The sequence below is a fragment of the Mesorhizobium sp. M7A.F.Ca.AU.001.01.1.1 genome, assembly GCF_004022735.1.
GTDB classification, from domain to species: Bacteria; Pseudomonadota; Alphaproteobacteria; order Rhizobiales; family Rhizobiaceae; genus Mesorhizobium; species Mesorhizobium ciceri.
Map to the genome: position 1 here is coordinate 1 of NZ_RZPF01000792.1, position 2,756 is coordinate 2,756.

Consider the following 2,756-nt stretch of genomic DNA (forward strand, 5'->3'; position numbering starts at 1 on the left):
CCACGGTGCGGTAGCCGAGACGGGCGGCAGCAACAGCCAGCATGCGGCCGAGCTGGCCGCCGCCAATGATACCGATGGTCGATCCGGCGGGCAGGCTCACGGCGTATCCGTCGGTTCAGCCGCGACCTTGGCAGTCTGCGCGGCGCGCCAGGCATCCAGACGGACGGCAAGGCTGTCATCGTTCAGGGCCAGCACGGCGGCGGCCAAAAGGGCTGCGTTGGCGGCCCCAGCCTTGCCTATGGCCAGCGTTCCAACGGGAATGCCGGCTGGCATCTGGACGATGGACAGCAGCGAATCCTGCCCGGAAAGCGCTTTCGATTCCACCGGCACGCCGAACACCGGCAATGGCGTCATCGCCGCCGTCATGCCGGGCAGGTGTGCTGCACCGCCGGCGCCGGCGATGATCACCTGGTAACCGGCCGCCTTGGCGCCCTTGGCGAAATCATAGAGCCGGTCCGGTGTACGATGCGCGGAGATGATGAGCCGCTTGTGCGGGATGCCAAGTGCTTCCAGCGTTTCGGCGGCATGGCGCATCGTCGCCCAGTCGGACTGGCTGCCCATGATGATGGCGACGTCGGCGCGTTGATCGTCCAAGTCCGTGTTCCCCGGCGACAAAGGCGCGCCTTAGCGGAATTCGCGCGAGGCCGCAAGGATAGGCGGCCGCTGCTGCGGTCTGGCAAGACGGAAACCAGCCGGTCAGATGCCGTCGCGCTCGGCCTCTGGCGTCGAGACCAGCAAGGCCGAAGCCGCGTTGGCGGCGGTGATGGCCGCCCGCATGGTCTGCCCACGGGCAAGTCCCGCGGCCAGCGCGCCAACGAATTCATCGCCGGCGCCATGCGTGCTGGCGACCTTGACCGGGATGGCGGACAGCGCAAAGGCCTCGCCGCTCCGGTCGCAACAGGCGACGCCTTCGCCGCCCGCCGTGACGATCGCCACGGGATAGAGATCGGCCAATAGCCGTGCGGCTTGCGCGGCCCCGTCGAGTGTCTCGACCACTGCCGTGCCAGCCAGGAATTCCGCCTCGATGGCGTTGACCACCAATATGTCGACCAGGGCGATCAACTCCTCGGAGAGTTTGCGCGCGGGGGCCGCGTTGAGCACGACGCGGCTGCCCCGTGCCTTGACTGCGCGTGCGGCGGCAATGTTGGCGGCTTCCGGCACTTCGTTCTGCAGCAGGAGCACCGCCGTCTGTCCCACCACATCGGAAGCAGAGGCACTGTCGGCATGGCCCAGTGCCAGATTGCTGCCCGAGACGATCACCGCGCCATAGTCGCCGCCTTGGTCGAAGATCGCCACGCTCATGCCGGAGCCGGCGCCAGCGGCCACCCGCACGAAGCGGCGGTCGACCTTGGCGCGATCGAGATTGGCCAGCAACGCCCGCCCGAAATCATCGTCGCCGACGGCGCCGATCATCGCCGCATACACACCGGCTCGCGCCGCCGAGACGGCCTGGTTGCCGCCCTTGCCACCGCATTTGGGGTGCCAGGCATGGCCGGTCACCGTCTCGCCCTTGCGCGGGCGGTCGGGCGCGTCGACCATAATGTCGTAATGCAGGCTGCCGAACACGGTCACCAGCGGCGTTGTCGTCATGAGCCCCGGTCTTTTCGTTTCGATGTCACCGCCGACATAGTGCGGCCGAGATTTCGCTCCGCCGCCTGATAGTCGCGCTGCGCCACCGCGACGAACAACGCGTCGAGAATGTTGAGCTGGGCAATGCGGGCCGCTGCGTTCTCGCCCATCAGCGGCGAACCCTGCGCGGTCGAGCACAGAACGATATCGGCGACGGCGGCCAGGGGCGAGTTGTCGTAATTGGTGATGGCCAGCGTGCGGGCACCGTTCTTGCGGGCCAACTGAATGGCGTCGATAACGGCCGACGTGTTGCCCGAATGCGAGAAGCCGACGGCGATGTCGTCGCCGCCGAGCAGCGAGGCCGACATCAGCATCATGTGCGAATCGTCGTAGACGGATGCGCGGATGCCGATGCGCAGGAATTTGTGCGAAACGTCGCGCGCGATCTGCGCCGAGCCGCCGACGCCATAGAAATCCCGGTTCTTGGCACGGAAGAGCAGCTCGGCGGCGCGGTCGAAATCCTCGATGTCGAGGATCGCCAGCGTCTCCTCCAGCGCCTGGATGGAGGTGCGGAACACTTTTTGCACGATCTCGGCCGAACTGTCGTCGGATGACAGTTCCTGGTGCATCTCGGCGGTCGGCAGGCGACTGTACTCATAGACGGCGGTGCGGAAGTCGCGATAGCCGGAAAAGCCGAGCTTCTTGGCGATCTTGACCACCATCGCCTCGGACACGCCGGATTCCTCGGCGATCTGCTTCAGCGGAATGCTCTCGTCGAAGCCGCGCCGGCCGAAGACGGTTTCCACCACCTTCGCCTCCAGCGGAGTGAGATGCGGCATCATCATGCGGATGCGCGGTCCTACCGCTTTCAGGTCCAGCCCGCTCAAGGTCATCCACGCCCCCTCGTCACGCGATCGATAAGCATCGCGGCGAGGATTATAAGACCAGTTGCCAGAAGCTGATAGAAGGACTGGACGTTCATCAGCGTCAAACCGTTGCGCATGGCGCCGAGGATGACGGCGCCCAGGATGGTGCCGACGACGCTGCCCTTGCCGCCCATCAGCGAGGCGCCGCCGATGGCGGCAGCCGCGATGGCGTCGAGCTCCCAGAGATTGCCGAGGATGGGTTCGGCGGCGCCTCGCTGATGGGCGGCAAGGGCAGCGTCGTCGGCACCATCCTGGGCCTGT

The 2,756-nt window shown here is 66.5% G+C and carries 3 protein-coding genes and 1 pseudogene; all 4 read right to left on the reverse strand.

Annotation, left to right across the window (positions count from 1 at the left end; all coding sequences use genetic code 11):
• Nucleotides 1-96: 96 nt before the first annotated feature.
• The gene (gene purE / locus EN884_RS31895) at nt 97-594 is read right to left on the reverse strand and encodes a 5-(carboxyamino)imidazole ribonucleotide mutase (RefSeq protein ID WP_063169171.1); all 498 of its coding nucleotides are present in this window, start codon (nt 592-594) and stop codon (nt 97-99) included.
• A gap of 102 nt (nt 595-696) precedes the next feature.
• A complete protein-coding gene (locus tag EN884_RS31900; protein ID WP_063169170.1) occupies nt 697-1,590 on the reverse strand; it encodes a ribokinase in 894 nt (297 codons plus the stop codon).
• Complete coding sequence (locus tag EN884_RS31905; protein WP_013529211.1) at nt 1,587-2,462, reverse strand: MurR/RpiR family transcriptional regulator; 876 nt, start codon at nt 2,460-2,462, stop codon at nt 1,587-1,589. The genes EN884_RS31900 and EN884_RS31905 overlap by 4 nt, the downstream gene beginning before the upstream one ends.
• Nucleotides 2,459-2,756 (reverse strand): annotated as a pseudogene (locus EN884_RS31910) (ribose ABC transporter permease); the annotation flags it as partial. The pseudogene EN884_RS31910 and the gene EN884_RS31905, both read right to left, overlap by 4 nt.